This is a genomic window from Kitasatospora sp. Xyl93 (genome assembly GCF_055383135.1).
Genome location: NZ_AP029185.1, coordinates 2,639,859 through 2,664,578, shown reverse-complemented (window position 1 = coordinate 2,664,578; position 24,720 = coordinate 2,639,859). Strand labels below are relative to the sequence as shown.

The following is a 24,720-nucleotide window of genomic DNA, read 5'->3' as shown; positions in this document are numbered from 1 at the left end:
AGGTGACGGAGGGTGGGGGCGGCCGGACCGTACCGATTTGAATCACGTACCCGTATGGCCGGTAACCTGAGGTATTCGGGTACGCGCAACCAGCCGTGCCCTGACCGTGCCGTACGTACTGAAGAGAGCACTGTGGCCGCCGACAAGATCGACACGATCGTCAGCCTGAGCAAGCGCCGTGGCTTCGTCTACCCCTGCAGCGAGATCTACGGCGGCACGCGTGCCGCCTGGGACTACGGGCCGCTGGGTGTCGAGCTCAAGGAGAACATCAAGCGCCAGTGGTGGCGCGCGATGGTCCAGGCCCGTGAGGACGTCGTCGGACTCGACTCGTCGGTGATCCTCGCCCGCGAGGTCTGGGAGGCCTCCGGCCACGTCGCCACCTTCAACGACCCGCTGACCGAGTGCCTCTCCTGCCACAAGCGCCACCGGGCCGACCACCTGGAGGAGAAGTACGAGGCCAAGCACGGCTTCCCGCCGCCGAACGGCCTCAAGGACGTCAACTGCCCCGACTGCGGCACCAAGGGCCAGTTCACCGAGCCCAAGGACTTCTCGGGCATGCTGAAGACCCACCTCGGTGTCACCGAGGAGGCGAGCGGCCTGGCGTTCCTGCGCCCGGAGACCGCCCAGGGCATCTTCACCAACTTCAAGGCAGTCCAGACCACTTCGCGCAAGAAGCCGCCGTTCGGCATCGCCCAGACCGGCAAGAGCTTCCGCAACGAGATCACCCCCGGCAACTTCATCTTCCGTACCCGCGAGTTCGAGCAGATGGAGATGGAGTTCTTCGTCAAGCCGGGCGAGGACGAGCAGTGGCACGAGTACTGGCTCCAGCAGCGCTGGGACTGGTACGTCGGCCTCGGCCTGCGCACCGAGAACATGCGCTTCTTCGAGCACCCGAAGGAGAAGCTCTCCCACTACGCCAAGCGCACCGTGGACATCGAGTACCGCTTCAACTTCGGCGGCAGCGAGTTCTCCGAGCTGGAGGGCGTCGCCAACCGCACCGACTACGACCTGCGGGTGCACAGCGAGGCCTCCGGCCAGGACCTGAAGTACTTCGACCAGGAGTCCGGCGAGCGGTACTTCCCGTACGTCATCGAGCCGGCGGCGGGCCTCAACCGCGCCATGCTGGCCTTCCTGATCGACGCCTACTTCGAGGACGAGGCGCCGAACGCCAAGGGCGTCATGGAGAAGCGCGTCGGCATGCGGCTCGACCCGCGCCTGGCCCCGGTCAAGGTCGCCGTCCTGCCGCTGTCGCGCAACGCCGAGCTGTCCCCGAAGGCCCGCGGCCTGGCCGCCGACCTGCGCACCGCGTGGAACGTCGAGTTCGACGACGCCGGCGCCATCGGCAAGCGCTACCGCCGCCAGGACGAGATCGGCACGCCGTTCTGCGTCACGGTCGACTTCGACACCCTTGAGGACAACGCGGTGACCGTCCGCGACCGCGACACCATGTCGCAGGAGCGCGTGTCGCTGGACCAGGTCAAGGCGTACCTGGGCGCGCGGCTGATCGGCTGCTAGCAGGTTCCCGCTCGGAGCCCTCGTCCGCCCTGTCGGGGCGGACGAGGGCTCCTTGCCGTTCCGGACGGTGTTCCGGGCAGGTCGGGTGCCGGCTGCCGGCTACCGCCATCCCCAGCGGGAGCGCGGGGCCGCTGGCGGGCGGGTCGGCAGGCCGGCGGTGCGCAGGGCGGCGAGGGTGGTGCGGTGGCGGGTCTCGTCGGCGAGCATCGCGGCCAGCAACTGCGCGTACAGCTCGGCGTGGCCGGCGCCGTTCAGGGCGGAGGCCAGCCGGACCACCTCGGCCGGCGGGCGCAGCACGGCCAGTTCGTTCAGCAGGAGGGTGGCGAGGACGGTCGGCAGGCCGGCCGCGAGGTCGGCGAGGTCGGCGGTGGAGCGGCCGGCGGCCTGGCGCAGGAGGGTCCGGACGTCCTCGGCCCGGCCGTGCTGCTGGAGGCAGGCGGCCAGCGAGGTCAGCTCGGGCACCGGCGCCGACCCCCACTCCCAGAGCAGTGTCGCGCTGTCGGCGGCCAGTCCGGCCCGGTCCAGCGCGGAGAGCAGACCGGGGACGGAGGCGGCCGGGTAGCCCCAGAAGGCGTGGAACACCTCGGCCGCCTCCTCGGCCAGGCCCAGTTCGCGCAGCTCGGCGAGCACGGCGACGCAGTGGTCGGGGGCGGCCCGGGCGATGCCGCGGGCGAGGTGGAGCGAGGCGCCGGTCGGGCCGTACCGGGCCAGCATGCCCACCAGCAGCGCGGCGTCGGCGGTGGCGAGGCGGGCGGCGGCCGCGTCGATCACCTCGGTGGCCTCGGTGAGGGAGCCGGACCGGTGGAGGGCGTTGATCCGCTCGGTGAGGGCGCCGAGGTCGGGGCGGGCGGGCGGTGGCGGGGCCTGCTGCTGCGCCGGCTGCTGCTGGTACTGCTGCCGCGAAGCCCGCTGTTGCTGTTGTCGTCGCTGTTGCTGCTCTTGCTGTTGCTCTTGCTCTTGCTCGTGTCCGGGTGGCGGTGGCTGCTGCTGGTGTCTGATCCGGCTCTCCAACGCCTCCAGCTGGTCGCTGAGTTGGAGGCAGCGGGCACCCAGGCCCTCGCGGAGGGTGCGGGCCTGGGCGAGCTGCCGCAGCAGGTCCCCGTCCGGCCGCTGGCGGCCGGGGGTGGCCCGGACCGCCTCGTTCAGACGTCGTTCACGTTGGCTCGCGTAGCGGCTCGCACGGAGTAACTCGTCCAGTTCCGCTCGCAGTTCGTCGGCCTGTTGCTCGCCCCCCGGCTGCTGGCCTGCGGATTCTGCCGTCGGCCGCATGCGCATGATCGCCCCACCCCGTCCATCCAGACCCTGACTGCGTGACATCCTGACGTCAGTATGTGGCTGAGGAGTTAAGAGCGCACGACCAGTCGTGTCGGAGTGGTGTCAAGGAGCGCACAGACGGCGGTCGTTGCGAGAAGTGCGCCGGTCGCGCTCCGCAGCAGGGTCGCCTCGTAGTACGGGCCGGGGGCGAGCGTCGCGACGACGTATCCGACCACCGCGCCCGCGAGGGCGGGCAGCAGCAGGCGGGTCGCGTCCCGGCGGGCCGCCGCCCCGATCACCAGCAGCCCCGCCAGGGCGGCGAGTTCGGGCGTGCCGAAGGACTCCGCGTAGCGGATCGACAGGGCGGGGACGAGGAACAGCGCGAGTGCCCGGCCGATCGTCCCGGCGAGGGCGGCGCTGTGCGGGCCGGTCGGCCGACTCGGGTCGGCCGACCGGGCCGGGACGGCCCGGGTCGCGACCAGCACCGCCAACGCGACCGCGGCGGAGGGGAGGTGGCCGCCGAGCCGGGCGAGGTTGTAGAGCAGCGCGGTGTCGTACAGCACCAGCATCAGCTGGCCGTACGCCCACAGGTCGAGCGCGAAGCGGAACAGGCTGCGGGCGGGGTCGGCCCCTCCCTCACCCTCGGGCACGGGCTCGTGCCGGGCCAGCCGGGCGATCAGGGGAGGGGTGAGGCAGGCCGCGACCACGCGCAGGACGAGGTCGTCCACGGTGTACGGGTTCCGCAGGTCCCACTCCACGGCGCAGAACGCCACCGTGTAGGAGGCGGCGGCGAGCGGGATCAGCGGGGAGCGGGCCAACCGGACGTACAGCGCGCGGTCCAGCCGCCGGACGACGGCGACGAACGCCAGCAGCACCAGCGGAAGTTCGAGGAGGGCCGGCACCCGGAGCACCGACGGGGCCAGCAGCTCCGGGGCCGGGAAGCGGGCGGCGAGGGCGTCCAGGCGTGGCACGTCGAACCAGCCGGGCGGCAGATGGCGGGCGATGAAGGACACGTCCCCGTGGTGCACCCGGTTCACGTAGACCGCGACGAGCACCTGGTTGAGGTAGATCAGCGCGACGACGACCGCCAGCACCGGCTCCGGACCCGACACGCGGCCGGGCGGCCGGGGAGGAGCCGTGCGCCGCAGCACCCTCGGTGCCAGGAACAGGGCGGCGGCGGCCGAGGCCACCACCGTTCCGTCCAGCAGCGGAGCGATGACGCTCACGCGCCGCCCAGCCGCGCCCGTGCCTCCATCAGCGCGAAGCCGAGCAGGTTCAACCCGCGCCACTCGGTCGGCTGTTGGGCCCGGATGTCGTCGGCGGCGAGCCCGATGCCCCAGATCCGGTCCAGCGGGCTGGCCTCGACCAGCACCCGGTCACCCGTGCCCAGCAGGTAGTCGCGCAGCGCCTCGTCCTGCCCGAACTTCGCGACGTTGCCCGCCACCACCAGCTCGAACCGGCCGGCCGTCCACGTCTCGTCGTCGAATCCCTTGACCAGTCGGCCCAGCTTCTTCGCCTCGGCGGGCGTCCGGGCCGCCAGCACCTGCCGCACGATCTCCTCGTCACCGAACATCCGGGCTTTGCCGGCCATCATCCAGTGCTCGGCGGAGGCGTACGCCACGCCGTCGACGGTGAACTCGCCGGGCCACCACTGGCTCAGGCACTCCTGTCGCGTCCCGCCGCCCTTGCGCTCGGTGTGCCCCCAGAACATCACCCACTTCGGGCGCACCCCGTCGGCCATCGCCGCGGCCAACTCCTCGCGGCTGCGGACGGCGGCCAGGCCCCCCACGTGCATCTCGCTCATATCGTCAGTCTGACATAAAGGGTCCGGGGTCGCGAACCGTTTCACCGCGGGTGCGGGTGCGGGTGCGGGATGTGGTGTCTGGGGTGGGGCATGCGGGGTCAGGCGTGCGGGGCGCGGGGTCGAGGTGCGGGGCCGAGGTGTCCCTCGACGGTGGTGTGGGGGATCGGCGGGCGGTCCCGCAGGGCGAGGAGGTCGTTGGCCACGGCCACGACCGCCAGTGGGTGCTCGTCGCCCCGCACCTCGACGCCGGCCGCGGACAGTCCGCTCGGGACCGCCCCGGCGTCGAGGAGGACGCGCCACTCGTCGGGACCGAGGCCCAGGTACTCCAGCCCGGGCAGGCCGGTGACCTCCAACGGGTCGGCGAGGGTGCCGGGATGGGCGGTGAGGGTACGGACCCGAGGCAGCCCGGCGACGGGGGCGAGGCCGAGGGGCGCGCCGCTCCGGCGGAAGATCCTCACGACCTCCAGGTCGGGGTGTGCGGCGGACGCGAGGTCGTCCAGCTCGTGGTGGTCGCCCACCCGGGCCGCGACCGGTGGCCGCCGTTCGTGGTGGTCGGCCGGGGCCTCGTTCGAGAAGCGGCTCAGGACCAGCTCCGTCAGGGATTCGCCGTACAGTTCGGCGCCGATGCTCTGCTCGTGGTCGATCAGGATGACCTGACCGAGGTGGCCGCGCGGGCCCGGCGTCAGGTCGACGGCGAAGGTGTCACCGCCGTTGCCGCCGAAGGCGATCCAGCCGGGCGAGCCGACCAGGGCCTGCACGGCGGCGTCGGGCGGGGTGGCGGCCGCCTTCGTCGCCGCGTACTGCCACGGGCACGGCCGGGTGGCCGCGTCGGCGACGAACAGCCCGTCCAGGGAGCTGAGTTCGCAGCCGACGGCGGACCCGGCGGCCTGGATCTCCGCGAAGTCGGCCTCCCAGTCCCCCGATCCGCCCGGCCCCGCCGGGCTCACCCTGGTCACGCGGTAGAGCGCCTTGAGTTCCTCGGGCAGCGCGACGCCGAGCCGCTCCTCGGCGGCGGCGATCTCCTCCTCGGTCGCGCCGACGGCGTCGGGCAGCCGCTCGCGGAGCGTCCGCTCCAGCAGGGCCGGGTCCGCGGACGGCGCCGGCGCCGCTCCGGGAGCCGGTGACGGCAGGCGGCGCCACGGTTCGGCGACGGCGCCCTCGACCAGGACGAGCGTGCCCGGGCTCGGGAGCTCGGACCCGGACTCCACGGCGGGGCTGTCGCCGAACACGTGCAGGACCGTCCGCCCGTCCGGCGAGACGTCCGCCGCGAACATCGCCTCGCGCAGGCCCGCCTCCGCGAGCGCGCGCTGCACCGGCGCCCCGGCCCGGGCGACGGCCTGACGGCGATGGGGCTGCACCGACCGGTGGTCCAGGGGCAGACTCCACCCCGTCGAACTGACGGTCCCCGCCAGGTGGCCGGTGCCGGCCGCGGGGCGGTCGGCGTGCTCGGCGCGAAGGAGCGTCAGCAGCGGCTCCCAGGTGGCGAAGTCGTGGAGCGCGGACACGGTGTCCTCCGAGGCGGTGCGGCGGTCGTGGGTGACGGTCCGCAGGACCCTAGCGGCCGCCGCCGACAGCGGTGCCGAGCCCGGCCGCGGGCCTCAGTGCGACACCGCCCACTGCACCCGGTGGTGCCGCGGCGTCTCGATCTCGTCCAGCAGCGCCACCGCCAGGTCCGCGTGCGAGATCCGGCCCTGCCCCACCACCGCGCCGACCGCACCGCGGTAGCGCCCGGTGGCCTCGGCCTCCGCGTTCAGGTCCATCGGGGGCACCACCATCAGCCAGTCGAGGTCCGTCGCGGCGGACCGCAGCAGCTCGAACTCCGCGACGTGGCCCTGGGAGAACAGCCGGTACTCCGCCGGGAACAGCGGGTCGTCCATCACCCGCACGCCCGGCGACACCTCCAGCGTGGTCGCGATGCCCAGCACCAGGAGCCGTCCCACTCCCGCCCGTCCGAGCCCCTCGACCAGCGCCCGCGCGGCCGCGGTGAAGTACTCCTCGGCGGGCAGGTCCAGCCGCGCCGAGGCGTTCACGGCCGCGTCGTGCCCGGCCGCGACCGCCGCCACCGACTCGGCGTCCGTCGCGTCGCCGCGCACCACCGTCACCGCGTCCGGCGTGCCGAGCTCCCGGTACTTCCCGGGGTCCCGCACCACCGCCGTCACGGTGTGCCCCCGCCGCACCGCTTCGGCCACGGCCGCGCGCCCCACGCGTCCACCCGCGCCGAAGATCACGATCCTGCTCATGGTTCCTCCCTCGACGGCCCGTTCGGGCCTGATGCACGAGGACGGTAAGCGGGAGGTGCCCGGTTACTTCAACGGAACCGGCCCTATCGTGGAGCCATGACCGCCCGCGTGGACACCGACCCGTTCGACCCGCACTGCAGCCACCGGATGCCCATCCGGGTCGGCGACAAGTGGGCCGGCATGATCCTCCGCTGCCTGGAGGACGGCCCCCGCCGGTTCACCGAGCTGAAGGCGCCGCTCAGGGGCGTCGCCCCGAAGGTGCTGACCGAGACGCTGCGCGCGATGGAACGCGACGGCTGGCTCACCCGGACCTCGTACGACGAGAACCCGCCGCGGGTCGAGTACGCCCTCACCGAACTCGGGCGATCGCTGCTCGGCCCGATGGACGTGGCCTGCGCCTGGGCCCGCGAGCACCTCGACGAACTCCCGCGCACGGGCGGGTGATCGCGCGCGGACGAGGGCCCGCGCCCGGACGGGCGCGAGCGTGCGGACGGGCGCCCGCGTCCGGCGTGGTCGCACCGGCGGTGCTCCCGGACGGGCCCCGCGGCCGGCGGGTTCATTCCCGCTCTTCGTCGGGCCAGCGGCCCTCCACGTACAGCCGGACGAGCGCGGCGTGGGAGAGCGGGCTGGAGGTGTCGGCGACGTCGCCGTTGGTGGTGTAGTCCAGGAGCACGACCTCCTCCTTCTCCCGGAGCCGGTCGACCAGGTCGGCGGCGCGGTGTTCGAGGACCCAGCGGTAGGCCGGCAGGTAGATGCGGCGGCGGGCCGTCTCGTAGGGCAGCAGCCGGTCGCCGTGCGGGCCGGTCCGGTGGCCCCGGACGGGGCCGAACCGCCGTACCGTCCGCTTGAGGCCCTTCATCGTGGTGACGCGCAGCTTCGCGGGGTCGACGTCGGCGTCCCGGAAGACCTTGAGGGCCTGCCAGATCCCCTCCACCGACTGGCTGGTCACGCCGTCGCCGTAGGGGACCGGGATGCCGCCGTGCGGGTAGAACGGGCTCAGCCGCACCCAGGGGTCCGGCGCCTTGGAGGTCACGTCGATGATCTCCGCGCCGGGGTGCGCGGCGGTCAGTGAGGCCGTCGTGCGGCGGCGGCCGGCGACGCGGATCGGCATGCGTGGGCTCCCGTTCTCGATGGTAGTGGCCACCGAGCGTCCCCCATGCCTCTGACATCCCGGCCACGGAGCCGGGAGGGCGGCTCAGAAAGTGTTGGGTAAGTGATCAACTGCGTGCCGTGACGCGCTGGCGGTGATCATCGCGGTCGGGGTGTCCGCGAAGATCACCGCCATGTGTGTCTGTTCGTGCAAGCTCTCGTATGACTCGTCGTTGACGGACGCTCAGTGGGCGGTGATCGAGCCGCTGCTGCCGGAGCGGGATCCGCGCCGGGGTGGCCGTCCGCTGAAGTTCCCCCGTCGGCTGGTCGTGGACACCGTGCTGTACGTGCTGGTCAGCGGGTGTGCGTGGCGACTGGTGCCTCATGATCTGGCGCCGTGGGACGCGGCCTACCGGTGGGTCCGTGCCTGGACTGCGGACGGGACCTGGAACCGGGTCCACGATGCCTTGCGCGAGCGGGTACGTGTGGTGGACGGCCGTGACCCGCAGCCTTCGGCGGCGGTGTTGGACTCGCAGTCGGCCCGCAGCCACCAGGGCGGGCAGGCGATCGGCTACGACGCGGGCAAGCGTGTCCGGGGCTGCAAGCGGCACCTACTGGTGGACACCTGCGGACTTGTGCTTCGTGAGGTCGTGCACTCGGCCTCGGTCCAGGATCGGGCGGGCGCGAAGCTGGTGCTGGCGGGTGTCCGCGAGCTGTTCCCGCGGGTCGGGCTGGTCTGGGTCGACGGCGGCTACGTCAATGTCGTCGATGCCGGCCTGGTCGGCTGGGCAGCGGAGCACGAGAACCTGGAGATCGTCGCAGTGCCCCGCAACGCGGATGTGGAAGGCTTCCGGGTACTGCCCCGCAGGTGGGTGGTCGAGCGGACATTCTCCTGGCTGGGACGGTGCAGACGGTTGGCACGGGACTACGAGCGCAAGACCGCGCACGCCGAAGCGATGATCAAGGTCGCCATGATCCGGCTCATGGCCGCCCGACTCGCCGGCGAGGAGATCGAACCACGCGGCCCTATCGAGACCGAAGCAGCACGCCGCCTCGCCGACGACCTCAACAGCCAGTAGTCATCAGCTAACCCAACACTTTCTCAGGCGGGCCGGTAGTAGGACCGGATCGGGGCCCGGGCCTCCTCGGGCAGCGCCGGGCCGTCCGTCGTCACCGCCGGCCACGCGCCCGAGTCGGGGTTGAGCCCCACGAGCTGCTCCGTGGAGAGCGCGTACACGACGCGGCCGATGCCCGAGCGGAGGATGCCCCCTTCGCACATGCCGCAGGGCTGGCAGCTGGTGTACAGCGTGGTGCGTGCGGCGGCGTCCGGGGCGAGTTCGCGCGCGGCCCAGCGGGCGAGCTTCAGTTCGGGGTGGGCCGTGATGTCGTCGTCGCGCCGTACGGTGTTGTGGGCCTCGGCGAGGACCTCGCCGTCCGGGCCGGCCAGCAGGGAGCCGTACGGGGCGTCGCCCAGGGCCACCGCGCGGGCGGCGATGGCGATGGCGCGGCGCAGCAGGGTCTCGTCGGCTTCGGTGATCACGCGGTCCTCCAGCGGGTGGCGACGGTGGTGAGCGCCTGCCAGGCCTGTTGCGGTCGGCGGGTCTCCTCCGGATCCCCGTGGTACGGGTCGAACACGACGGTCTCGGCGCCGAGGTCGCGCAGCCGGCGGAGGTCGTCCAGGATCTGGTCGACGGTGCCGACGCCGGCCGGCCGCTCCGGGTCGTCGACCGGTGCGGTGGTCGGCCGCAGGGCGATGCGGGGCGCGAAGCCGGGCATCGGGTGTTCGGCCAGGACCGACCGCATCCGGGCGAGGGGGAGCCGCAGCGGGTGCCAGGCGTCGCCGAACCGGACCGCCCGGCGGAGCGCCGCGCCGCTGTGGCCGCCGACCCAGACCGGCACCGCCCGGCGGTCGGGTTCGCCCGCCCAGGCGTCCCGCAGGGTGCCCAGGTACTCGTCGGTCAGTGTGCCGCGCGCGCCGAACGGCACACCGAGGGCGTCGAACTCCTGGCGCGCCCAGCCGGCCCCCACGCCGAGGACGAACCGGCCGCCGCTGAGCCGGGCGAGGGTGCTCGCCATCCGGGCCACCAGCAGCGGGTTCCGGTAGGGCAGGACGAGCACGGTGGTGCCCAGCCGCAGGCCGGTGGTCGCCCCGGCGAACCAGGACAGCGTGGTGAAGGGCTCGTAGAACGGCTCCGGGTACCGCGCGGCCACGTCCGGGGTGACCGCCACGTGGTCCGACACCATGAGGAGGTCGAAGCCGAGGCCCTCCACCGTCCGGGCCCACTCGCGCAGCACGCCGGGGTCCGTCCCGGGGCCGAAGTTCGGTACGTTGACGCCGAGTCGCATGGGTCGAGGCTATCCCCGTGATCATGGCGGACGGAACGGAATCCTCCTGGCATGACGGGCCGGCCGTCGTGGTTTTCCCGGTAGATTCCCGTCATGGCCGTGAATCTTGACGACACCGACTGGGCGATCATCGATCAGCTGCAGCGGGAGGCCCGACTCTCCCTCAGCGAGTTGGGGCGGCGGGTGTCCCTCAGCCCGTCGGCGACCACGGAACGGGTCCGCAACCTGGAGTCCCTGGGCGTCATCACCGGCTACCACGCGACGGTGGACCTGGCGAAGGTCGGCTACCCGGTGCTCGCCGTCGTCCGGCTGAAGTACCCGGGCAACCGCCACGAGCCGTTGCGCCGGCTGCTCGCCGAGCGGCGGGAGCTGCTGGAGTGCCTGCGCACGACCGGCGACGACTGCTACACCCTGAAGGTGGCGGCGACCTCCATGGAGCACCTGGAAACCCTGGTGGACGAGCTGGCCGGCTTCGGCAGCACCACCACGAGCGTCGTCTACAGCCGGACGCTGCCGCTCCGCGGGCCCGGCCGGCCCTGACGCCGGGCGCCCGGCGCTCCCTCGATCGGGGGAGGCCGGGTGAGCGCCGCGCGACCAGACTGGCGGTCGTGACCGGGGGGTTCCTCGCTACTCCCCACGATTCCCGTGGAGTTGACCCGTGCGTCGTTCGCGCATCCGCCACATGGCACTCGCCCTCTCGCTCTCGACCGCCGCGGTCGTCGGGATGCAGACACCGCCCGCCGCCTCGGCCGCGGCCCCGCCGGACGTCGTCCAGCAGGGGCTTAACGCGCTGGTGCGGACGGACGGGGTGCCCGCCGCGCTCGCGACCGTCCGGGACGGGCGGGGCCGGACCCGCGGTTACACCGCCGGCGTGGGGGACCTGGCCACCGGCGCCGAGGTCCCCGCCGACGGCCAGGTGCGGATCGGCAGCAACACCAAGACCTTCACCGCCGTCGTCGTGCTCCAGCTGGTGGGGGAGGGGAAGGTCGACCTCGACGCCTCCGTCGGGACCTACCTCCCCGGCCTGGCCCGAGGCGAGGGCGTCGACGGGAGCGGCGTCACCGTCCGGCAGCTCCTCCAGCACACCAGCGGCCTGGCCGACTACGAGGGGCTGCTGGACGAAGCCTCCCTCCGGAACCGGTACTTCGAGCCCCGGGAGCTGCTGGACCTCGCCCTCCGGCAGAAGCCCGTCTTCGCGCCCGGTGAGAGGTTCGGCTACAGCAGCACCAACTACGTGCTGGCCGGGCTGATCGTCCAGCGGGTGACCGGCCGGCCGCTCGCCGAGGAGATCGACCGGCGGATCGTCCGGCGCATCGGGCTGCGGCACACCTACTTCCCGGCCGCGGGCGACCGGTCCATCCGCGAAGCCCACCCCAGGGGCTACCGCCGGGACTCCGCCGACGGGCCGCTGACCGACTTCACGGAGATGGACCCGTCGGCGGGCTGGGCGGCCGGGCAGATGATCTCCACCAATGCCGACCTCGACCGCTTCTTCACCGCACTGCTGGTCCCGGACCGCCTGTTGCCCGCGGCCCAGCTCGCCCAGATGCGCACCACCGTCCCGATCGGGGGCAGCGGCGTCGGCTCCGGACTGGGCGTCTTCAGCCGGCCGCTCTCCTGCGGCGGCGTCTACTGGGGCCACGGCGGCGACATCCCGGGCTACGAGACCCGGGGCGGCGCCACCGACGACGGGCGCGCCGTGAACATCGCGGTCACCACCGTCCCGACCGACTACGCCGTCGCCCGGCACCTCGAAGCCGTCGTGGACGCCGCCCTCTGCCGCTGAGCGGGTTGCCGGGCGGGGCCGGGGCGGGGCTGCTGCGGCGAGGCCGGGTCAGGTGGGGTCAGGAACGGTGGCGGTTCCCCTCGTCGCCGACCACGCCGTTGCCGTGGTGGACGGACAGGCTCGAGTACGTCGCCCGCATGCGTGCGGCCTGGGCCGTCCGCTGCTGTTCGATCAGCGTTCCCTCGGAGGTGTCGAACGCGTGCCGCCGGGCGCGTTCCCGGAGCAGCAGGAAGGCAGTGGCGCCGACGACGGTGGCGACGAGGACGAGCAGGAACACCAGGACGAGACCCATGACGCCAGCCTTCCCCCGGTTCGGGTGCGTCCAATCCGGTCGTGCGGGACTCAGACGCCGGCCAGTTCGGCGTTCGCGCGTTCCGTGACCAGCGCCAGGACGCGGCCCGCGGCGGCGAGGTCCTCGGCCGGGATGCCGGCGTACAGGCGGGCGGTGATCTCGGCGGACTCGGCGGTGGTGCGCGCGTACAGTTCGCGGCCGGGTGCGGTGAGGCGCAGCCGGGACGGCTTCGCCGGGTCCTGCTCCAGCAGCCCGGCGGCCGTCAGGCCGTCGAGCACGCCGTGGACGACCGACTCCTCGGCCTTGAGTGAGCCGGTGGCCTCGCGGACGAGCGCGTCCCGGGCGATGGCGCCGTCCGCGACCACGACGGCCCGGAGCGTCACGCTCTGGTGGAAGGTGACGCCGTGGCGCTCCAGTACGCCTCCAGGAGGGCGCGCGCCGCGTAGTGGGCCAGGGCGACGACCCGGCCGTTGACGGTGCGGGTGCGGCAGGTGTGGCGGGGGCGGTGGTGTCGCTGGTGGCGGCGGTGGTCATGTCGGCTCCTCGTCGTTCTCGGCGTGCGGATCAAGAGGTGCGTCGAGCAGGGTGGTCAGTTCGCAGGTGAACCCCCGGGCGCGAGGGCTGTGCCGGCCGCCGAGCGGCGCCAGCAACTGGTCCAGGAGACCCTGGACCACCGTGATCGCGCGGCGGGTGACGTCGCCGCCCTGCTCGGTGAGTGACAGCTGCATGGCGCGCGGGTCGTCCGGATCCCGGGTGCGGGCCACCAGCCCGCCCGCCTCCAGGGCGCTGGCGAGCTTGGAGACGTAGAGGGCTTCGAGCCCGGTGCGGTCGGCGAGCCGGCGCTGGCTGGGCCGCAGCCCGGAGCGCGACATGCCGGACAACGAGGCCAGCACCACGTACTGGGCGTGGGTCAGCCCCAGTATGTCCATGGCTACTGTTCTACGAGCCGCCGGTCGGAGCCGGAGCCGGAGTCGGGACGGGAACCGGCCCGGGAGGTGAGTCGGGTGACGGCTCCGGACATGACTTTCGACAGATCCGCTGCGACGGCGGCCCTCGTAGGGTCGTGGGCATGAGGATGAGAGGGGCGGCGCTGCCCGTGGTGGCGTCGGTGTGTATCGGGCTCGGTGTCACGAGCCTCTGGTGGGCGCTTCCGGCGATCGGGTTCTCCTTCCTGGCCGGGTTGCGGACGGAGCGGGTACGGCCGGCGGCGGTGGTGTTCGCCGTCCTGGTCACGGCCGGTGTGCTGGTGGTCGGAGCGGTGCCCTCCTGGATCGTTCGGGGCCTGCTGTTCATCGCGCTCGCCGTGAGCACCGGGATGGGCCCGTGGCTGCTGGGCCGGTTCTGGCGGCAGTCGCAGGAGCTCGTGCGTGCCGGGTGGGAGCGGGCCGAACGGCTGGAGCGCGAGCAGCAGCTGATCGCCGAGCAGGCCCGGCTGCGCGAACGGGCCCGGATCGCCCAGGACATGCACGACGCCCTCGGGCACGACCTCAGCCTGATCGCCCTGCGTGCCGGGGCCCTCAAGCTCGCCCCCGACCTGGCGCCGCCCCACCGGGAGGCTGTGCAGGAGATCCGGGCGGGCGCGGCCGCCGCCGTCGACCGGCTCGGCGAGGTGATCGGCATCCTGCGCGACGAGGACGAGGGCGGCGGCACCTCGGCAACCCGGGGGCCGGCCGACTCGGACATCCCGCACCTGGTCGCCGAGGCGGCCGCCGCCGGCCTGGACGTCCGCTCGGACGTCACCGGCGAGCCGGACGGGCTCCCGCGCGCCACCGAGCACGCCGCGTACCGGGTGGTGCAGGAGGCGCTGACCAACGCCGCCAAGCACGCACCGGGAGCGGCCGTCACCGTGGAGCTGGCGTACTCGGCCGAGGGCGCCCGTGTCCGGGTGGCTAACGGCCCCGCGGCCGTACCCACCGTCCCCGGGGCCACCGTCCCTGCGTCCACCGTCCCTGCGTCGTCGTCGCCGGCACCCGTTCCGCCGACGCCCGTTTCGCTGGCACCCGTTTCGCCGGCACCCGCATGGTCGGAGCCCGTTTCGCCGGAGTCCGTGTCAACCCCGCGCAGCGCAACGCCCACCGGGACGATCTCCGGAGCGTTCACCGGGCCGTTCGCCGGCACCTCCACCGCGGCGCGCGGCGGACGGCCCGGCCCGGCTCCTGCCGTGCCGCCCACCGGCGGTCGCGGACTGGTCGGGCTGGCCGAGCGGGTCCGGCTCGCGGGCGGCACCTTCGTCCACGGGCCCCGCCCGGACGGCGGGTTCGAGGTCGTGGCCGACCTGCCCCGCCGTACCGCCGGGCCCGTCGCGCCGCCGCCCGCCGCCCCGCCGTCGCCGGTGCGCGAGCTGCGACAGGCCCGCCGCAGGGTGGGCCGGACGCTGGCCGCCGTGGTGCTCGTCCCGCTGGCGACGGCCGTGCTGCTGATCGTGGTGCTGCGAGTATGGACGCTCTACGTCGTCAGCCTGTCGGTGCTCGACCCGGAGGTCTACGCCTCCCTCCGGGTGGGGCAGGACCAGGCCTCGGTCGAGCGGGTGCTGCCGGGCCACCGGCTGCCGTACCACCCGCCGAGCGGGCCGTCGACGCCCGCGCCGCCGTCGGGGGAAGGGGTTTCGTGCGCGTACTACGCCATCACCGCCCAACTGTTCGTGGACCGGTCCGGCGACGCCTACCGGCTCTGCTTCCAGGACTCCCGGCTGGTCTCCCGCGACATGCTCGCCTCCTGACCTCCCGCCGCACCTCCCTCTCCCCATCACCTCCGTACCGACCGAACGACAGGAGCCGACGATGACCACCGCACCGATCCGGGTGCTGCTCGCCGACGACGAGCCCATGATCCGCGCCGGACTGCGCGCGGTGCTCGCCACCGACCCGGGCATCGAGATCGTCGCCGAGGCCGGGGACGGCCGGGAGGCCGTCGAACTCGTCCGCCGCCACCGGCCGGACGTCGCCGTGCTGGACATCCGGATGCCCGGCACGGACGGCATCACGGCCGCCGCCGAGATCCGCCGGAACGGCCTGGCCACCGGAGTTCTCATGCTGACCACCTTCGGGGAGGACGACTACATCCTGCGCGCGCTCAGCGGCGGCGCGAACGGCTTCCTGATCAAGTCCGGCGAGCCCGAGGAACTGCTCGCCGGGGTGCACGCGGTGGCGGGCGGAGCGGCCTACCTCTCACCCAAGGTGGCCGCCCGGGTGGTCGCCCACCTGGCCGCCACCGGGGCCGGCGGACCCGCCGACCGGCGCGCCGGCGCCCGGGAACAGGTGGCCGCCCTGACCACCCGGGAACGGGACGTCCTGACGCTGATCGCCGCCGGCCTGTCCAACGGTCAGATCGCCCGTCGGCTGGGGTTGGTGGAAGGCACCGTGAAGGCCCATGTGAGCTCCATCCTGGCGCGACTGGGCGTGGCCAACCGGGCGGCCGCCGCCGTGCTCGCGCACGAGGCCGGGCTGACCCTCGGCGCGACCTGCGCGGGCGGCCCACGGGACTGAGACCGCCGGGGCGGGGACCGTGCCCGTGCCCGTGCCCGTTCCCGTGCCCGAGTCCGGGGCCGTTCCCGAGCCCGGGGCCGGCGGTATCGGCGGTGCAGGCGGCGCCGACAGCAGCCGCCCGAGGACGGGCACCCCGGTCAGTGCCGTCACCGCGGTGGTGGCCACCGGCCGCAGGGCGAGGACCACCGCCGCCGTGACCGTGCCGCCGAGCGCGGCACCGGCGAGCACGTCGTGCGGATAGTGCACCCCGGCCGCCACCCGCAGCGCCGCCGTGGCGCCGCCGACGGGTATGACCAGCAGCGCCCAGCGCGGGCGCAGCAGCACCAGCCCCGTCGCCAGCGCGACCGCCAGGGTGGCGTGGTTGCTGGGGAACGACCAGTCGCCCGGCGTCGGACACTCGGCGACCGCCGTGCCCGGCAGCCCGACCAGGGCCCGGCAGGGACGCTCCTCGTCGAGGACCACCTTCAGCACCTCGCTGGCCCCGTACGCCAGCACCGTGCCGAGCCCGACCAGCGCCACCCCCACGACCACCCCGACGGCCCGCCGGGCCCGGGCCGTCCACCAGCAGAACGCCAGCAGGAGCCCCAGCACCAGCAGCCCGGCCTCGGTGGCCGGCTCCGACAGCGAGGCCACCGCGTGCGGGGCGTCGGCGACGGCCTCCGCCACCCGCCGGTAGCCGTCGGCCGACCACCCGGCCGACACCCGCACCGGCCCCGCGCCGCCGCCCCGCTCCGGCGCCAGCCAGGCCACCACCCCGGCCCCCGCGCAGAGCAGGGCCGCGGCGAGGACGGGCCTGCCCCGGACGGCTGCCCGACCCACCCTCGGTGCCCTCCGTCCGGCGGCCCCGGAATCCCTGGATTTCCTGTCCGTGTACGTCATGGTCCGGACGGTAGAGGTCGAGGAGCCCTTTCCACCCGACCCGAAAGTCAGGCAACGACCATGACCATGGTCAGGGTTGACAACGTCTCACCGGAGGCCCGCGGGTACTCTGCGGCCATGTCCGTCCCCAACGCGCCGACCGTCCCCACCCGCTTCGACGGCGACCCCGACCGGGTCGCGCTGATCGTCCCCGGCGTCGGCTACTCGCCCGCCCGGCCGCTGCTGCACTTCGCCCGGTCCGTCCTCCTCCGGCACGGCTGGACGGTCCAGGAGCTGTGGTGGCACGTGCCGGACGGCTTCGCCGAGTTGGCGACGGAGGACCGGATCGCGTGGGTCGAGCGGCAGGTCGCCGGAGCCGTCGACGCCGAGCGCGGCGCCTGCCGGCTGCTCGTCGGCAAGTCCCTCGGCTCCCTCGCCGCGTCCGTCGCGGCCGACCGGAACCTCCCGGCGGCCTGGCTCACCCCCCTCCTGACCGTCGACCAGGTGTCCCGCGCCCTGCACCGCTCCGGGGCGCCGACCCTCCTCGTCGGCGGAACCGCCGACAAGCTGTGGGACCGCCCGACCGCCGACGCGACCGGCCACCAGGTCCTCGAACTGCCCGCCGCCGACCACGGCCTCGAACTGCCCGACGACCCCCTGGGCTCGATCGACGTCCTCCGGCAGGTCACCTCGCGACTGGACCGCTTCATCGCCGCCCTGGGTACGGGAAGTGGGACGAGTGGTTCCGATGTCGGTCCGTGGTCGTAGGCGATCAGCGATCGGGTGACGGGTTGGCCGGTGGTGCGGTTGTGCCGGATCGCGCAGGTCATCGCCGGCAGCCGCTGGCCGACCAGGGCGCCGACGCCTTCGATGGTGCGACCGCCGTGCTGTTCGAGGCCGAGCCGGCCTTCGAGGGTGTCGTTGACGGACTCGATCAGCTGGCGGACCGACTTCAGCAGCCCCTCGCCCGGGCGAGCGGCGAGGTTGTGGGAGGACGGCCGCAGGAGCTGGATGCCGTACTGGTCGAGGACGCGGTCGAATTCGGCGGAGACGTAGCCCTTGCCGGCGACGATCAGCAGGCCCGGGCCGCTCACGCACGAGATTGGGCTCGGTCTCGACGAGCGCGGCCAGGACCTCGCGCTCGTCGACCTTCGGATTGGCCAGGGCCCAGGTGACGGGCGGCCCGGCCGGGGTGCAGACCAGGTGCCGCTTCAGTCCCCAGAACCGGCGCGACTGCGAACGGCTGTAGCCGTAGCCGGTCCGGTCGGCCCAGCCGGCCAGTGCCGAGCGGCGGACGGTGTCGCGGGAGCGGCCGCACTCCACCGGCGTGGAGTCGGTGATCCACACCGGGTCACCCCACAGGTCGGTCGCCCGGGCCAGGTCGCGGACGGCCTGCTGGAGCAGCGGCCGGGCGGCCCGCAGGCGCTTGTCGTATCCGGGCCGGCCGGGCAGGTTCGGGAACATTTCACGCAGACGGGCGCGGGCGAAGCGGATCCAGCGGGCCTCGGAGTGGAAGCCGGGCAGGGCCTGGGCCACGGCCAGGCGGACCAGCTCGGAGTCCGTCAGCCGTGGCGGGCGCCCCAACCCTCGCGTTCGGGGCAGGTGATCGTCGATCTGCACGTGGAGTGCCGTCAGGAGGGCGTCCAGCTCTTCAGACCCAGCCGACTTCGGAACTACTCGTCCAGCCGGGATCCGCCGGGCACCCCGAACGGGCCGGGCACCGTGCCCGTCGGACCCGACGGAGCGCCGATCCGGATCAACGGGCGGGGTGCCCCGATCCGGGCCGGGCGCCGGGCCCGAGGGCCGTCCCGTCGGCCGGGCCGCGTGCGGTGGCGGCGTTCTCGGGGGCTTTGCCGACGTCGCGGACGAGGCCGTCCAGTCCCCGCTGCTCGGGGCCGGGCGGCGCGAGGACGGCGACCACCCGACCGTCGCGGGTGATCCCGATGCGCTCGCCGGCCGCGACACGGTCGATCAACTCGTCGGTGTGCTGCTGGAGTTGGCTGATGGTGACGTTGACCGGCATGTGGCTCACGGTACGGCACCCCGTACGGCTGTCACGAGGAAGGTGCGTCGATTTCACGCGAACGAGTGCCACCCAGCGCCGGGAAGCCGTGGCGCCGCCCGGTGAGGGTGGTGGCCAGGGCGGCGGTGAGGAGGGTGAGGGCGGGCCAGGGCAGGGCGGTCGGGCCGGCCTGGTCGAGGAGGAGGCCGGCGAAACCCTCCGCATCCTGCTGGGCCACTGGCTCGACCGGCTGGGGCACGGAACCCGTGGTGCCGGGGACGCCGACGGCCTCCCGACCGGTCGTACGAGTCGTACCGGTCGGGAGGCCACGCGTCGCCATCGCAGAGCGCCATCGCCGGGGCCGAGGCCTGGGGGCCAGGACCCCGAGGCCCGGCGTCAGCCGATGGAGCGGGGAAGGCGGGTGGTCAGGTAGAGGATCGTGAAGGAGCCGAGGAGCTGGATGCCCAGGCAGAGGGCGAGGGCCCGGTCCATGCCGAGGACGGGGGAGAGGGAGAGGTAGAGGGTGCCGAGGGTGGCGACGCCGAGGGCGAGGCTGGACTGCTGACCGGTGGCGAGGACGCCGCTGCCGACGCCGGCCCGGGCGGCGGGCACCTTGGCGAGGACGACCCTGAACAGCGGGGTGCCGATCAGGCCCTGCCCGATGCCGGCGAGGGCGACGCCCGGCGCCATCCGCAGCGGGGAGAAGTGCGCCCAGTCGGCCAGTACGGTCACGGCGAGGACGGCGAGGCCGGTGGCCTGGACGAGGGCACCCGCGCTGAGCACCCGGCTGCCCCAGCGGCCGATCAGCCGCGGGCCGGCGAGCGAGGCGGAGAAGTAGCCGACCGCCATCGGGACGAGCGCCCAGCCGGCTGCCACCGGGCCGAGCCGCAGGCCCTGCTGGAGGGCCACCGCGATGACGAACATGAAGCCGCCGAAGCCCGCGAAGTAGGGGAGCGCGATGCCGAGGCCGCGCCGCATCTCCGGGATGCGCAGCAGGGACGGCGGCACCAGCGGGGTGTCCCCGCGCCGCTCGGCGCGGCGCTCCACGGCGCCGAAGGCGACGGCGAGGACGGGGAACAGCGCCAGCAGCACCCAGGACCAGAGCGGCCAGCCGGCCGCCCGGCCCTCCATCAGCGGGATGAGCAGGGACAGCAGCGTGCCGGTGAGCAGGACGGTGCCGGGCACGTCGACCCGGGCGGCCGTCGCGGCCCGGCTCTCCGGGACGTAGCGGACCGCGAGCACCACGGCGAGCAGCGCGAACGGCACGTTCAGCAGGAACACCGAGCGCCAGCCGGTGCCGAACAGGTCGGCGGCGACCAGCATCCCGCCGAGCACCTGCCCGATCACCACGGAGATCCCGCCGACCGCGCCGTAGACGCTGAGCGCGCGGCCGCGCCGGGCGCCCTCGGTGGCGGCGGTGATGGTGCCGAGCACCTGCGGGATCAGCAGCGCGGCCGAGGCGCCCTGGGCGGCCCGGGCGGCGACCAGCGACCACGCGTCGGGGGCCAGGCCGCAGGCCAGCGAGGTGAGGGCGAAGGCGACGGCGCCGACGACGAAGAGCCGGCGGCGGCCGTAGCTGTCGCCGAGGCGCCCGCCGAGGACGAGCAGCACGGCGAAGGCGATGCCGTAGCCGGCGGCGACCAGTTCGAGGACGGCGGGCCCGGCGGCCAGGTCGTGGTCGATGGTGGGCAGGGCGACGTTGACGATGAAGAAGTCGAGCATCGGCAGGAAGGCCCCGAGCAGGACGGTGACCAGCCCGGCGGTGCCGAGGGCGGCGGCGGGGCCGGTGGCCGATCCGGCTGATCCGGCGGGTCCGGTGGCGGTGGCCGCGGCGCCCGGGGTGGTGGCGGTGCGGCCCGATGCGGGGGCGACGGCGAGTGGTTGGGTCACGGGTCCTACGATCCGCCGCGCCGTACCCTGGTACCAGAGTGTGGTTATCCAGGTATAAGAAGTACCTGGCAACAGGCTGGCCGCTGCCGCATGCTGGGGAGCATGAGCCTCGCCACACCCTCCGCGCAAGCCCGTCCGGCCGCCGCCGCGCGAGCCGCCGCGCAAGCCCGTCCGGTCGCCACCGCCGCCGCGCAGGCCGCCGCGCAGCACCGGACCACCCCCGGCGAAGCCCGCCGCCACGAGCTGGCCGCGTTCCTGCGCAGCCGCCGCGAGCGGCTGGCGCCCGAGCAGGTGGGCCTGCCGATGACCGGCCGCCGCCGGACGCCGGGGCTGCGCCGGGAGGAGGTCGCGCAGCTCGCCGCGGTCGGGGTGACCTGGTACACGTGGCTGGAGCAGGGGCGGGACATCCAGGTGTCCACCCAGGTGCTGGACTCGGTGGCCCGGGCGCTGCTGCTGGACCCGAGCGAGCGCGCCCACCTGTTCACCCTGGCCGGCGCGGACGACCCGGCGCCGGTGAGGGAGTGCCCCTCGGTGACCCCGAGCGTGCGGCTGCTGCTGGAGCAACTGGCGCCCTACCCGGCCGTGGTGGTCAACTCCCGCTACGACGTGCTGGCGCACAACGCCCAGTACACCGCGATCGTCGGCGACCTCGGTGCCCTGGCGCCCGAGGACCGGAACCTGATGTGGATGGCTTTCACGCCCTCGCAGTTCCGCGAGGTGCTGGTCGACTACCGCACCGAACGCCTGGGCATGGTGGCCCGGTTCCGCTCGGCGATGGCCGAGCACAGTTCGGAGCCGGCCTGGAAGGCGCTGCTGGCCCGGGTGCTCAAGGCCTCACCGGACTTCGCCGAGCTCTGGCAGCGGCACGACGTGATGCGGCCGGGCAACGGCATCAAGCGCTTCCAGGTGCCGGGCGTCGGGCTGTTGCGCTGCGAGTACACCAACTTCTGGCTGGGCCCGCAGCGGGGGACCCGGATGATCACGTACACCCCGTTGGACGACGAGACCCGCGCGCTGATGGACGCGCTGCCCATCCGGTAGCAGCCGTCCGGTAGCGGCCAACCCGGTACCGGCCACCCGGTTCTAACTCGCCAGGCCCGAGCCCAACCGGCCCGGGCCCAACCGACCCGGGCCCGACCGGCCCCAGGCCCGCGCCGCCGCGTCCCGCCCGAGCCAGAGGCACACCACGGCGAGCGGCAGTTCGATGCAGCCGGCCATCACCAGGGCGGCGAGCACGGCGTGGCCCGGACCGGCGCAGGCGATGTCGGCCAGCGCGTCCCCGGTGAGCAGCAGGGCCACCGCCGCGCCCGCCCACAGCGCGGCGGGGCTGCGCCGGCGCAGCAGCGCGTCCAGCGAGATCAGGGCGGCGAACTCGGTGAGGTCCAGCACGACCCACGGGGTCTCGTGGCAGACGGCGAGGACCGCCAGCCAGGGCAGCAGCGCTACCGCGGCCATGACCGGGACCTGGGCGAAGCGCGCGGGCAGGACGTACGAGGCCGCGGAGCGGTCGGAGCGGGCGGCGAGGACGGCGGCGGTCACGCCGCACCCCGGTCCCGGTCTCGGTGCCGGTCCCGCACCCGCTCCAGCGGCAGCCGCTCGGCCGTCCCGCCCGCCGGGTGTTCGACCCGTACCGCGTCGAAGGGGCCCTCGGCCCAGGCGACCCAGAACCGCCCGGCCACCGTGGCCACTTCGGCCGTTGACCGCACCCGGCGGAACGGCCGCCGACCGCTGAACACCACCGCGGGCGCCGCGCCGTCGGCCGCGAGCCGGCCCCAGGCGAGCACGTGCCGGTTCCGCCCGGTGGACGGGCAGTGCCGGGCCCCGCGCAGCAGGTGCGGGGTGAGCCGGGCGGCCACCAGGACGTCGGTCAACTCCCCGTACTGGTACACCTCCAGCGCGGCCCGGCCGCGACCGGGCCCGACGCCGCGGACCGACCAGGGCCCGCCCCCCGTCGGCAACGCCCCCTCAGGCAGCTCCCTCTCAGTCGACGCCCCGTCCGGCAGCGCCCCACGGGACAGCAGCCCCCCGTCGGACAGCGGCGCCCCGGGGGACAGCAGCCCCCCGTCGGACAGCCGCCCCCCGGGCAGCGCCCTCGTCGGCGCCTGCGTCCCGGAAGCACTCCCCGGACCGGGCCGCCCGTGCGGCGGAGTGGCGGAGTGCGATGCAGTGCTCGTCATGCCCTCAAGCCTTCCGCCGGGACCCCCGTCCTGTCGGTGGTGCCCTACACCGAATCGGGGGTGTACCTAGCTACACCCCCACCCGGAACCCCCCTTCATGGCGGCCCGTGATCACCGGGCCCTACGCTGTCGGGCATGCCCTCCACCACGCTGCGCCGAGCGCTCGTCAGGAGCCTTCGGCGCCCACCGTGGTCGCCCGAGGTCTGGCGGGACGTCCGCTTCACAGCCGCCGGAATACCCATGGCGGCGCCGGTCTGGCTGGCCGTCACCGACTCGAGAACGCTCTTCCCCGTGCTCGCCGCCGTCCTGCTCTGCACCCGCGCGCTGACCGGCGTCCAGCGCGGTCGGCTGCGGGCCCTGCGCGGGGTGGAGGTGCCGCCGCTGCGGCCGCCGACCGGACTCCGGCGCCTCCTGCTCGGACTGACCTGGCGTCAGGTCCTCCACCACCTGGTGGTCGGCCCGCTGCTGGCGGTGGCCGCGCTGGGGGTGCTGTACGCCTGGGCGACCGCCCTTGTGCTGGCCACCGTGTACGGCTGGATCTGGCTGCTGCCCGCCGGCACCGCGCTGCGCTCCGGCCTGGCCGGGGAGGACGTCCTGCTCACCGTCGGCGGGGTGCTGCTGCTGGCTGTCCTTCCGCTGCCGGGGACGCAGCTGGCCCGGCTGGAGGCGTGGGCGGCCCGCCGGCTGCTCGGCCCGGACCGGGCGGAGGCGCTGGAACGGCGGGTCGAGGAGATCGCCGAGAGCCGGGCCGGGCTGGTCGACGCGGTGGACGCCGAACGCCGCCGGATCGAGCGCGACCTGCACGACGGCGCCCAGCAGCGGCTCACCTCCCTCGCGATGAACCTGGGCCTGGCCCGGCGCACCCTCAAGGACGTGCCGCCCGAGGTGATGCAGGTGATCGTCGACGCGCACGAGGAGGCCCAGGCGGCCATCGACGAGCTGCGCGACCTGGTCCGCGGGCTGCACCCCGCCGTCCTGGAGGACCGCGGCCTGGACGCGGCGCTGTCCGGCATCGCGGCCCGGGCCCCGCTGCCGGTGCGCCTGGACGTCGACCTCTCCGAGCAGATCGCCCCGACCGTCGAGGCGGTCGCCTACTTCACCGTCTCCGAGGCGCTCACCAACGTGGCCAGGCACGCCAGGGCCAACCGGGTCGACCTCTCCGTGCGGACGGCCGGCGGCCGGCTGCGCCTGGTCATCAGCGACGACGGCGTGGGCGGCGCGGACCCGTCCCGCGGCACCGGGCTCACCGGCCTGCGCAAGCGCGCCGCCTCGGTCGACGGCACGCTGTCCGTTCTCAGCCCCCTCGGGGGCCCCACCACCATCACCGTGGAGTTGCCGTGCGCGCTGTGATCGCCGAGGACTCGGTCCTGCTGAGGGTCGGTCTGGTCAAGGTCCTGGAGGCGGTGGGCTTCGAGGTGGTGGCCGCCGTCGGGGACGCCACCGAACTGCTGGCCGCCGTCGAGGAGCACCGTCCGAAGGTGGTGGTCGCCGACGTCCGGATGCCGCCGGGCTTCCACGACGAGGGGGTGAAGGCGGCGATGGTGATCCGCCGGCAGTGGCCGGACACCGCCGTCCTGCTGCTCTCCCAGTTCGTGGAGGAGCGCTACGCCGCGGACCTGCTGGCGACCAACACCAGCGGCGTCGGCTACCTGCTCAAGCAGCGGGTGGCCAACGTCGACGACTTCGTGGACGCGCTCCAGCGGGTCGCCGAGGGCGGCACCGCGCTGGACCCGGAGGTGGTCGCCCAGCTGCTGGTGCGCCGCCACCGGGACCCGCTGGAGAAGCTGACCCCGCGCGAGCGCGACGTGCTCGCCCTGATGGCGGAGGGCCGTTCCAACGCCGCGATCGCCGGCTCGCTGGTGGTCAGCGACAGCGCGGTGGCCAAGCACATCAACTCGATCTTCACCAAGCTGCACCTGCCGCCGGCCGAGGACAGCCACCGCCGGGTGATGGCGGTGCTGCGCTTCCTGGAGGTCGGGTAG

27 protein-coding genes and 2 pseudogenes are annotated in these 24,720 nt (G+C 74.2%); 11 read left to right on the top strand and 18 right to left on the bottom strand.

The annotated features are described in order from the left end of the window. The first annotated feature begins 132 nt into the window (after positions 1-132). Positions 133-1,515, top strand: coding sequence for a glycine--tRNA ligase (locus ACZ5GH_RS11825; protein ID WP_224279482.1), 1,383 nt, complete (start codon positions 133-135; stop codon positions 1,513-1,515). A gap of 99 nt (positions 1,516-1,614) precedes the next feature. Here the strand turns inward: ACZ5GH_RS11825 and ACZ5GH_RS11820 are convergent, their stop codons facing one another. From ACZ5GH_RS11820 to ACZ5GH_RS11800, 5 genes are all read right to left on the bottom strand, one after another. Then, entirely contained in the window at positions 1,615-2,790 is a 1,176-nt protein-coding gene (locus tag ACZ5GH_RS11820; RefSeq protein WP_464334232.1) for a hypothetical protein, read from the bottom strand. A gap of 68 nt (positions 2,791-2,858) precedes the next feature. Then, positions 2,859-3,995 (bottom strand): hypothetical protein, encoded by a 1,137-nt coding sequence (locus ACZ5GH_RS11815; protein WP_464334231.1) that lies wholly within the window; start codon positions 3,993-3,995, stop codon positions 2,859-2,861. After that, positions 3,992-4,573, bottom strand: coding sequence for an NADAR family protein (locus ACZ5GH_RS11810; RefSeq protein WP_464334230.1), 582 nt, complete (start codon positions 4,571-4,573; stop codon positions 3,992-3,994). Before ACZ5GH_RS11810 ends, ACZ5GH_RS11815 begins: the two co-directional genes overlap by 4 nt. Before the next feature lie 98 nt (positions 4,574-4,671). Beyond that, entirely contained in the window at positions 4,672-6,078 is a 1,407-nt protein-coding gene (locus ACZ5GH_RS11805) for an SMI1/KNR4 family protein (protein ID WP_464334229.1), read from the bottom strand. A gap of 93 nt (positions 6,079-6,171) precedes the next feature. After that, the gene (locus ACZ5GH_RS11800) at positions 6,172-6,813 is read right to left on the bottom strand and encodes an NAD(P)-dependent oxidoreductase (protein ID WP_464334228.1); all 642 of its coding nucleotides are present in this window, start codon (positions 6,811-6,813) and stop codon (positions 6,172-6,174) included. Positions 6,814-6,909: 96 nt separating this feature from the next. Here ACZ5GH_RS11800 and ACZ5GH_RS11795 point away from each other — a divergent pair, with 96 nt between their 5' ends. Beyond that, the gene (locus ACZ5GH_RS11795; protein ID WP_387748345.1) at positions 6,910-7,257 is read left to right on the top strand and encodes a winged helix-turn-helix transcriptional regulator; all 348 of its coding nucleotides are present in this window, start codon (positions 6,910-6,912) and stop codon (positions 7,255-7,257) included. 112 nt (positions 7,258-7,369) lie between these two features. Here ACZ5GH_RS11795 and ACZ5GH_RS11790 read toward each other — a convergent pair whose 3' ends face one another. Continuing rightward, entirely contained in the window at positions 7,370-7,924 is a 555-nt protein-coding gene (locus tag ACZ5GH_RS11790; RefSeq protein WP_464334227.1) for a DUF6939 family protein, read from the bottom strand. 133 nt (positions 7,925-8,057) lie between these two features. Here ACZ5GH_RS11790 and ACZ5GH_RS11785 point away from each other — a divergent pair, with 133 nt between their 5' ends. Continuing rightward, entirely contained in the window at positions 8,058-8,981 is a 924-nt protein-coding gene (locus tag ACZ5GH_RS11785) for an IS5 family transposase (protein ID WP_464334226.1), read from the top strand. A gap of 23 nt (positions 8,982-9,004) precedes the next feature. Here ACZ5GH_RS11785 and ACZ5GH_RS11780 read toward each other — a convergent pair whose 3' ends face one another. Together ACZ5GH_RS11780 and ACZ5GH_RS11775 are read right to left on the bottom strand one after the other, a co-directional pair. Continuing rightward, entirely contained in the window at positions 9,005-9,442 is a 438-nt protein-coding gene (locus ACZ5GH_RS11780; protein ID WP_464334225.1) for a nucleoside deaminase, read from the bottom strand. Next, complete coding sequence (locus ACZ5GH_RS11775; RefSeq protein WP_464334224.1) at positions 9,439-10,248, bottom strand: LLM class flavin-dependent oxidoreductase; 810 nt, start codon at positions 10,246-10,248, stop codon at positions 9,439-9,441. Before ACZ5GH_RS11775 ends, ACZ5GH_RS11780 begins: the two co-directional genes overlap by 4 nt. Positions 10,249-10,341: 93 nt before the next feature. Here ACZ5GH_RS11775 and ACZ5GH_RS11770 point away from each other — a divergent pair, with 93 nt between their 5' ends. Further along, the gene (locus ACZ5GH_RS11770; protein ID WP_464334223.1) at positions 10,342-10,788 is read left to right on the top strand and encodes an Lrp/AsnC family transcriptional regulator; all 447 of its coding nucleotides are present in this window, start codon (positions 10,342-10,344) and stop codon (positions 10,786-10,788) included. A 142-nt stretch (positions 10,789-10,930) separates the two neighbouring features. Beyond that, complete coding sequence (locus ACZ5GH_RS11765; protein ID WP_464336816.1) at positions 10,931-12,034, top strand: serine hydrolase domain-containing protein; 1,104 nt, start codon at positions 10,931-10,933, stop codon at positions 12,032-12,034. A gap of 58 nt (positions 12,035-12,092) precedes the next feature. On the opposite strand, the gene ACZ5GH_RS11760 is transcribed toward ACZ5GH_RS11765, so the two are convergent. The 3 genes from ACZ5GH_RS11760 to ACZ5GH_RS11750 form a co-directional block, all read right to left on the bottom strand. After that, entirely contained in the window at positions 12,093-12,326 is a 234-nt protein-coding gene (locus ACZ5GH_RS11760; protein WP_387748355.1) for a hypothetical protein, read from the bottom strand. Between the two features lie 50 nt (positions 12,327-12,376). Then, positions 12,377-12,709: a MarR family transcriptional regulator gene (locus tag ACZ5GH_RS11755; protein WP_464334222.1), complete on the bottom strand. Its 333-nt coding sequence runs from the start codon at positions 12,707-12,709 to the stop codon at positions 12,377-12,379. A 147-nt stretch (positions 12,710-12,856) separates the two neighbouring features. Continuing rightward, the gene (locus tag ACZ5GH_RS11750; protein WP_464334221.1) at positions 12,857-13,255 is read right to left on the bottom strand and encodes a MarR family winged helix-turn-helix transcriptional regulator; all 399 of its coding nucleotides are present in this window, start codon (positions 13,253-13,255) and stop codon (positions 12,857-12,859) included. 140 nt (positions 13,256-13,395) lie between these two features. Here ACZ5GH_RS11750 and ACZ5GH_RS11745 point away from each other — a divergent pair, with 140 nt between their 5' ends. Further along, complete coding sequence (locus ACZ5GH_RS11745) at positions 13,396-15,045, top strand: sensor histidine kinase (protein ID WP_464334220.1); 1,650 nt, start codon at positions 13,396-13,398, stop codon at positions 15,043-15,045. 61 nt (positions 15,046-15,106) lie between these two features. Next, on the top strand, positions 15,107-15,811 hold the full coding sequence (locus tag ACZ5GH_RS11740; protein ID WP_387748363.1) for a response regulator: 705 nt from the start codon (positions 15,107-15,109) through the stop codon (positions 15,809-15,811). Between the two features lie 237 nt (positions 15,812-16,048). Here the strand turns inward: ACZ5GH_RS11740 and ACZ5GH_RS11735 are convergent. After that, positions 16,049-16,690 (bottom strand): annotated as a pseudogene (locus ACZ5GH_RS11735) (phosphatase PAP2 family protein); the annotation flags it as partial. Positions 16,691-16,807: 117 nt separating this feature from the next. Here ACZ5GH_RS11735 and ACZ5GH_RS11730 point away from each other — a divergent pair. Next, positions 16,808-17,437: an alpha/beta fold hydrolase gene (locus tag ACZ5GH_RS11730; protein ID WP_464334219.1), complete on the top strand. Its 630-nt coding sequence runs from the start codon at positions 16,808-16,810 to the stop codon at positions 17,435-17,437. On the opposite strand, the pseudogene ACZ5GH_RS11725 reads toward ACZ5GH_RS11730, so the two are convergent. From ACZ5GH_RS11725 to ACZ5GH_RS11710, 4 genes and pseudogenes are all read right to left on the bottom strand, one after another. Beyond that, positions 17,428-18,361: pseudogene (locus ACZ5GH_RS11725) on the bottom strand (IS982 family transposase); the annotation flags it as partial. The gene ACZ5GH_RS11730 and the pseudogene ACZ5GH_RS11725 overlap by 10 nt on opposite strands. Positions 18,362-18,425: 64 nt before the next feature. After that, positions 18,426-18,692, bottom strand: coding sequence for a type II toxin-antitoxin system Phd/YefM family antitoxin (locus ACZ5GH_RS11720; RefSeq protein WP_464334218.1), 267 nt, complete (start codon positions 18,690-18,692; stop codon positions 18,426-18,428). A gap of 31 nt (positions 18,693-18,723) precedes the next feature. Further along, positions 18,724-18,909: a hypothetical protein gene (locus tag ACZ5GH_RS11715; protein WP_464334217.1), complete on the bottom strand. Its 186-nt coding sequence runs from the start codon at positions 18,907-18,909 to the stop codon at positions 18,724-18,726. A gap of 158 nt (positions 18,910-19,067) precedes the next feature. Next, positions 19,068-20,561, bottom strand: a complete 1,494-nt coding sequence (locus ACZ5GH_RS11710) for an MFS transporter (RefSeq protein ID WP_387748369.1) — start codon at positions 20,559-20,561, stop codon at positions 19,068-19,070. Positions 20,562-20,663: 102 nt separating this feature from the next. Between ACZ5GH_RS11710 and ACZ5GH_RS11705 the strand changes: the two genes are divergently transcribed. Continuing rightward, positions 20,664-21,602, top strand: a complete 939-nt coding sequence (locus ACZ5GH_RS11705) for a helix-turn-helix transcriptional regulator (RefSeq protein WP_464334216.1) — start codon at positions 20,664-20,666, stop codon at positions 21,600-21,602. 42 nt (positions 21,603-21,644) lie between these two features. On the opposite strand, the gene ACZ5GH_RS11700 is transcribed toward ACZ5GH_RS11705, so the two are convergent. Next, a complete protein-coding gene (locus tag ACZ5GH_RS11700; protein WP_464334215.1) occupies positions 21,645-22,100 on the bottom strand; it encodes a hypothetical protein in 456 nt (151 codons plus the stop codon). After that, positions 22,097-22,519 carry a hypothetical protein gene (locus ACZ5GH_RS11695; RefSeq protein ID WP_464334214.1) on the bottom strand — a complete coding sequence of 141 codons (423 nt, stop codon included), beginning with the start codon at positions 22,517-22,519 and terminating at the stop codon, positions 22,097-22,099. Before ACZ5GH_RS11695 ends, ACZ5GH_RS11700 begins: the two co-directional genes overlap by 4 nt. A 354-nt stretch (positions 22,520-22,873) precedes the next feature. Here ACZ5GH_RS11695 and ACZ5GH_RS11690 point away from each other — a divergent pair, with 354 nt between their 5' ends. Continuing rightward, a complete protein-coding gene (locus ACZ5GH_RS11690; RefSeq protein ID WP_387748377.1) occupies positions 22,874-24,088 on the top strand; it encodes a sensor histidine kinase in 1,215 nt (404 codons plus the stop codon). Beyond that, a complete protein-coding gene (locus ACZ5GH_RS11685; RefSeq protein WP_464334213.1) occupies positions 24,076-24,720 on the top strand; it encodes a response regulator transcription factor in 645 nt (214 codons plus the stop codon). The genes ACZ5GH_RS11690 and ACZ5GH_RS11685 overlap by 13 nt, the downstream gene beginning before the upstream one ends.